We start from the raw sequence: 5,582 nt of genomic DNA on the forward strand, positions 1-5,582 counted from the left end.
ATTACAAACGATGCTGCACGCTTTCCTTTACCGCTTCTAGTAATAACTTTGAGTTGGCTATTGCTGTTGCTATTGCAGTTTTTGGAATTAATTCTGGAGCAGCCTTTGCGGCAGTGATTGGCCCATTAGTTGAGGTGCCCATCATGATTGGCTTAGTCACTGTAGCCTTATGGTTTAAGGAAAAGTATTTTCAAAAGGATGTGTCTTAAGTGTTTGAGTCGCCACTGCAATTTCCAGCTTTAGTAGAGGATCTTTTCCAGATTCCTGAATTGGAAAAATTGAGTATTCAGGCTGATGATCATGCGCCTCGGTTTCTGCTGCTGTATGGTTCACTGCGAGAGAGATCCTATAGTAGGCTCCTTACTTTCGAGGCGGCGAGGCTGTTAACCGCTATGGGTGGCGAAGTCAAAATTTTTGACCCTACTGGTCTGCCTTTAGTTGATGGCGCACCCGATACCCATCCGAAGGTGCAGGAATTGCGCCAATTGGCTTTGTGGGCAGAGGGGATGGTTTGGACCTCACCGGAACGACATGGTGCCATGACCGGCTTGCTAAAAACACAGATTGATTGGATTCCTTTGTCTGAGGGTGCCGTTAGACCAACTCAAGGTAAAACTTTGGCGGTAATGCAGGTATGCGGGGGATCGCAATCCTTTAATGCGGTGAATCAAATGCGCATCTTGGGACGATGGATGAGGATGATTACGATTCCCAATCAATCATCGGTTGCTAAGGCTTTTACAGAGTTTGAAGAAGATGGGCGCATGAAGCCATCTTCCTTTTATGATCGCATCGTTGATGTCATGGAAGAGCTCTATAAGTTCACATTACTGACTCGTGGAGTTAGTGAATACTTGACGGATCGCTACAGCGAGCGAAAAGAATCTGCTCAGGAGCTATCTAAGAGGGTAAATCAAAGAGCAATATAGCCTCTGAAGATTAGCTATCCGTTCTAGCTAGATTACGGGATTTATTTGTGAGTCCAATATACCCTCACTCTTGGATGGCCCTTGCACAACATGGTTGTTTGATGCTAACATATTTGTTAGCATTATTGAATGACTTATACCATTCGCTATTACAGCCCCGATGTATTGGAGAAAATTTTTGATTTACCTATTTCTTTGCAGGCGCGCTACATTGCTTTGACGCAGCGCATGATTGAATATGGGCCGCATTTAGGTTTGCCGCATACTGATTCGTTTGGCGGTGGTTTATTTGAGCTTAGGCTAAAAGGTATAGAGGGAATTGCAAGAGTTTTCTTTTGTACTGTGGTGGAGCGAGAGATTGTGATGTTGCATAGTTTTATTAAGAAATCGCAGAAAACTCCCGATAAGGAACTAAGGCTAGCCAAGTTGAGAATGAGGGAAGTGAAATTATGAAGACAAAGACATTGACCCATAAGCAAGCAGTTAGCAAGATGTTGAAAAATCCAGCAGTCAAGGCTGAGGTTGAGCGCTTAAATAAAGAGGAGTTTGCGATTCTTGATGAAATACTTCAGGCTCGTAAAGCCGCAGGTTTATCTCAGGCTGAAGTGGCTCGCAGAATGGGTACACAAGCTCCAGCAATAGCCAGACTCGAAAGCTCTTTGGCAACTGGAAAGCACTCCCCAAGTTTAAGTACGCTTCGAAAGTATGCTGCTGCCTTAGGTAAGAAGGTCGAATTACACCTAGTCTGATCCGACTAATTTTGGGCTATTGTTTGTTATGTCCTAAATGGCCTAACAAGATTCTCTAAGGCAAATGCATCATTAGCATGCTGAAGTTCATCAATCGATATGCGGAGTTTCTTGAGCTCTTTGCATGACAACTTACGCAATTTTTTGCGATCCATGCCGTAGGTATCCACTAGATAACGGACTCTGGATAAGCAAATCTGCAGGCGGATGAGCCAAATTAAAGCAAATAGGCCTGGTGCAAGAAATAGAAGCAAAATACTCATTTAGTAGCCTGTAAAAAAGGCCGTCACATGGACGGCCTATTGAAGTTAATCTGATGATTAATCTTTGTACTTATTTAACCAATAAAACAGGCTGCTTGGCTGCATTGCTTACCTTTTGGGCAACAGAGCCCATGATGGCATCAACAATGCCACTACGACCTTTTGACCCCATAACCACTAGATCAAATTTCTCTTTATTGGCCAAGGCAATAATTTCATTGGCAACATTACCGCGCTTAATCACCATGTTATGTTTTACAGCGGCTGTATCAAGGGCTTTCTGAGCTGCCTTGAGTTCTTTCTCGCTGACTTCACGAAGGTAATCATCGATTACGCTATTGGCGACAAATTGCTTTACATGACCTAGACCAATATCGTCATGAACGCTGATCAATGTAACTGTGCACTTGCTGCGCAAATCCTTAGCTAACTTTCCAACATACTTGGCCGCATTGAGCGAAGATTTGGAGCCGTCAACTGGTAATAAAATTTTCATTTGTCCCTCTATTTTTGTAGTGAATAAACTGCAACTGCATATGACTAATTTACTATGAAAACCGCCATAAATCTACGAAAAAGTGCCAGATCCAACAAAGCGCTTGTCTAGAACTTAATTTACTTTAGAAAGGCGTCGTAGAAGGTTTTGATAATCAGTATGGTTACTAGAATGAAGAAGCCTTTGCGGATAAAGGTATTGCCGTGTTTGATTGCAATCTTAGTGCCAATTTGGCCGCCTACGAGATTAGCGCTAGCCATCAATAAGCCAAGCTGCCAGTCAAAAAAACCGAGATAGAAAAAGACGCAGAGTGCCCCTAAATTGGAGGCAATATTGAGGCACTTCGCAGGTGCTGCAGATCGTAAAAAATCAAATCCCAATACGCGGGTATAGAACAGTTTATAAAAGGCGCCAGCTCCAGGTCCCAGAAAGCCGTCATAAAAACCAATGATGCTGGCCCCAGTCGATGCTATCGCTTTTTGTTTGTGGTGTTGGTGCTTAGGCGCATGAATTAATCCAGCACTGGATTTGATATTAAAGATCAGCAGTGCTAGCAATAAAAATGGTAGAGCAGCTCGGAGCCATTCTGTTGGCAACCGAGTGACAAGGTAAGCTCCCGCGACTGAGGCAAAAAACGCAAATGAGGATGAAATGATGACTAAGCCCCAGGGGCTTTTATTGGCCCGGCTGTACTGAATGGCTGAACCAATAGTTCCCACAATCGAACCAAACTTATTCACAGAGAGCAAGGTAGCTGGCGGAAAGCCTGGTAAAGCAGCAAAAAGGGCTGGCACTTGAATCATTCCTCCGCCACCAATAATGGAGTCGACCAAGCCTGCAAATAAAGCGCAGGCTAGTAAAAGGCCAAGGTCGAATGCAGAGAGTTCAAACATGTTGTCTTTTATTTTCTAGTTCTTATTGGTGTTGCTGGCACATTTTAGAGGGGTTTCTGGATGGTCGCATTGAGTTTGTTTTATTCCTCTGGGTGGAGTGGATAATCTAGTCCAAATGAAAGTCAATTCTGAAGGAGTCTCCTCATCAAAAGTGTATCTGCCTGCTGGGCAGGATTACGCCTGTCTGTTGGATTTCTTTATTGCCAATTTCCCGCATATTGATAGAGGTGAGTGGGAAGCTCGTTTTGAAGAAGGTCTGGTATTTAACCAAGAGGGTGAGGCACTTGCTGCAAGCGATGCCTACATATCTAATACGCACTTACTATATTTCAGGCGCTTAGCCCGGGAACCAGAAATTCCTTTTGAGGAAGACATCTTATTTCAGGATGAGCACATCCTAGTTGCAGATAAACCCCATTTTTTACCGGTAACGCCAAGCGGTCTGTATTTACATCAAACCCTACTGAACCGTCTAAAGAAAAAAACTGGGATTCAGGACTTGAGTCCAATTCATCGGATTGATCGCGACACGGCAGGCCTAGTGATTTTTTCTGTGAATCGACTAGAGCGAGCCCAATACCAAAATTTATTTAGAGATCGCGCAGTCAAGAAAGTCTATGAAGCGATCGCACCCTATTCAGATTGCCTCATCAACCAATTGCCAATGACCTATCAAAGTAGATTGGAAGAATCTGAACACTTTCTGCAAATGGAAGAGGTGGAGGGCGTGCCTAATACTGATACCTTGATTGAATTGATAGAGGTAAATAAACCCTGGGCTAAATATCGCTTAACCCCTGGTAGTGGCAAGAAGCATCAATTGCGTTGCCATCTCAATAGCTTGGGTATCCCCATTGAGCATGATCAGATCTACCCTGTGCTTACCCCTTATCAAGAGTATGATTTGGACTTTTCTAAACCTCTGCAACTCTTAGCAAAAGAGATTGAATTTAAAGACCCGGTAACGGGGCAAGAGAGATCTTTTGTGACCCAGAGAGTATTAGCTTGATATTGGTATGACTGTAAAAACACCCAAGCGCTTAGCTGTTGCCCCCATGATGGAATGGACAGATCGTCACTGTCGTTCTTTTCATCGCTCTCTGACTAAAGAAGCAATTCTCTATACCGAGATGGTTACCACCGGCGCACTCATTCATGGAGATGTGCCGCGTCATTTAGATTATTCGCAAGAGCAGCATCCTGTTGTTCTTCAATTGGGTGGCTCCGAACCTTCTGATTTAGCTAAAGCTGCGGAGTTAGCGCAGCAGTGGGGCTACGATGAGATTGATCTTAATTGTGGTTGTCCATCAGAGCGCGTACAACGTGGTGCCTTTGGCGCCTGCTTGATGGCTGAGCCACAACTCGTTGCTGATTGCGTTAAAGCAATGAAGGCAGCTGTGGATACTCCGATCACCGTTAAGCATCGGCTTGGTTTGGATTCGATGGATGCTGCTAACTCTGAGGTCGATTATCAATTTGCATTGAACTTTATTCTTGCTGTGGCTGATGCGGGCGCTAGTCAGGTAACCATTCATGCACGCAATGCAGTGCTGAAGGGTTTATCTCCCAAAGAGAACCGCAGCAAACCACCATTACGTTATGAAGTGGCTGCCAAGCTTCGCTTAGATGCGCAAAAGCAATTTCCTAATCTCAAGGTGTTACTCAATGGTGGTCTGGAAACTAATGATCAGATTGCTGGTCACTGGGATGATTTTGATGGCTTCATGGTTGGAAGGGCAGCGTATCATTTCCCGGCATTGCTTTTGGGCTGGGATGACATGATTTATACCGATGGCGATGCGGCTGGCTACCTCTTCAGTGAAACTGAATGGCATCGCATTCAGATTGCATTGGTTAAGCAAGTGCAAGCTTGGTTTGATGAGTGCCAAGCCAAAGGAAAGCCTTTTTATATTGGCGCATTCACCCGCCACATTCTGGGCCTGGCACATGGCAGGGCAGGTTCCCGCTACTGGCGTCAGCGCCTTTCTGATCACCATGCCCTAGCTAAAGTACAAAGCAAGGCTGCCATTTTGGACTTCTTTATTGATGCTAGCCTGACCCTGGGCGATTGGGCAGCATTTGAGTTTGAAAGCGCCTAAACCCTGCATCTAAGCCATTTTTGACAGGGTTTTGCCTCAAAAGCTATAATCTAAGTCTTCAGTGGCGGACGTAGCTCAGTTGGTAGAGTCCCAGATTGTGATTCTGGTTGTCGCGGGTTCGAGCCCCGTCGTTCGCCCCACCGAATATTGCAT

General features: G+C 44.8%; 9 protein-coding genes and 1 tRNA gene. 7 read left to right on the top strand and 3 right to left on the bottom strand.

Annotation, left to right across the window (positions count from 1 at the left end):
* The 4 genes from B7Y67_RS10045 to B7Y67_RS10060 all read left to right on the top strand — a co-directional run.
* Positions 1-209: arsenic resistance protein (locus tag B7Y67_RS10045; protein ID WP_367227278.1), on the top strand; the 209-nt coding region annotated here is incomplete at its 5' end.
* Entirely contained in the window at positions 210-929 is a 720-nt protein-coding gene (gene arsH / locus B7Y67_RS10050) for an arsenical resistance protein ArsH (RefSeq protein WP_293598526.1), read from the top strand. It abuts the gene before it with no gap.
* A 129-nt stretch (positions 930-1,058) separates the two neighbouring features.
* A complete protein-coding gene (locus B7Y67_RS10055) occupies positions 1,059-1,382 on the top strand; it encodes a type II toxin-antitoxin system RelE/ParE family toxin (RefSeq protein WP_293598527.1) in 324 nt (107 codons plus the stop codon).
* Entirely contained in the window at positions 1,379-1,678 is a 300-nt protein-coding gene (locus tag B7Y67_RS10060) for a helix-turn-helix domain-containing protein (protein ID WP_293598528.1), read from the top strand. The genes B7Y67_RS10055 and B7Y67_RS10060 overlap by 4 nt, the downstream gene beginning before the upstream one ends.
* A gap of 26 nt (positions 1,679-1,704) precedes the next feature.
* Here the strand turns inward: B7Y67_RS10060 and B7Y67_RS10065 are convergent, their stop codons facing one another.
* The 3 genes from B7Y67_RS10065 to B7Y67_RS10075 form a co-directional block, all read right to left on the bottom strand.
* The gene (locus B7Y67_RS10065) at positions 1,705-1,941 is read right to left on the bottom strand and encodes a hypothetical protein (protein ID WP_293598529.1); all 237 of its coding nucleotides are present in this window, start codon (positions 1,939-1,941) and stop codon (positions 1,705-1,707) included.
* A gap of 70 nt (positions 1,942-2,011) precedes the next feature.
* Positions 2,012-2,437, bottom strand: a complete 426-nt coding sequence (locus tag B7Y67_RS10070) for a universal stress protein (protein WP_293598530.1) — start codon at positions 2,435-2,437, stop codon at positions 2,012-2,014.
* Between the two features lie 119 nt (positions 2,438-2,556).
* On the bottom strand, positions 2,557-3,330 hold the full coding sequence (locus B7Y67_RS10075; RefSeq protein WP_293598531.1) for a TSUP family transporter: 774 nt from the start codon (positions 3,328-3,330) through the stop codon (positions 2,557-2,559).
* Positions 3,331-3,445: 115 nt separating this feature from the next.
* Here B7Y67_RS10075 and B7Y67_RS10080 point away from each other — a divergent pair, with 115 nt between their 5' ends.
* The 3 genes from B7Y67_RS10080 (at position 3,446) to B7Y67_RS10090 (ending at position 5,569) form a co-directional block, all read left to right on the top strand.
* Positions 3,446-4,339 carry a pseudouridine synthase gene (locus B7Y67_RS10080; protein WP_293598532.1) on the top strand — a complete coding sequence of 298 codons (894 nt, stop codon included), beginning with the start codon at positions 3,446-3,448 and terminating at the stop codon, positions 4,337-4,339.
* Between the two features lie 7 nt (positions 4,340-4,346).
* Positions 4,347-5,429, top strand: a complete 1,083-nt coding sequence (gene dusA, locus B7Y67_RS10085) for a tRNA dihydrouridine(20/20a) synthase DusA (protein ID WP_293598533.1) — start codon at positions 4,347-4,349, stop codon at positions 5,427-5,429.
* 64 nt (positions 5,430-5,493) lie between these two features.
* Positions 5,494-5,569: transfer RNA gene (locus B7Y67_RS10090), tRNA-His, on the top strand.
* Positions 5,570-5,582 lie beyond the last annotated feature (13 nt).

This window comes from Polynucleobacter sp. 35-46-11 (genome assembly GCF_002281105.1).

Excerpts from the sequence above, each read along its gene's own strand:
- B7Y67_RS10055 (WP_293598527.1), top strand. The coding sequence starts at position 1,059 with ATGACTTATACCATTCGCTATTACAGCCCCGATGTATTGGAGAAAATT.
- B7Y67_RS10060 (WP_293598528.1), top strand. The coding sequence starts at position 1,379 with ATGAAGACAAAGACATTGACCCATAAGCAAGCAGTTAGCAAGATGTTG.
- B7Y67_RS10065 (WP_293598529.1), bottom strand. The coding sequence starts at position 1,941 with ATGAGTATTTTGCTTCTATTTCTTGCACCAGGCCTATTTGCTTTAATT.
- B7Y67_RS10070 (WP_293598530.1), bottom strand. The coding sequence starts at position 2,437 with ATGAAAATTTTATTACCAGTTGACGGCTCCAAATCTTCGCTCAATGCG.
- B7Y67_RS10075 (WP_293598531.1), bottom strand. The coding sequence starts at position 3,330 with ATGTTTGAACTCTCTGCATTCGACCTTGGCCTTTTACTAGCCTGCGCT.
- B7Y67_RS10080 (WP_293598532.1), top strand. The coding sequence starts at position 3,446 with ATGAAAGTCAATTCTGAAGGAGTCTCCTCATCAAAAGTGTATCTGCCT.
- dusA (WP_293598533.1), top strand. The coding sequence starts at position 4,347 with ATGACTGTAAAAACACCCAAGCGCTTAGCTGTTGCCCCCATGATGGAA.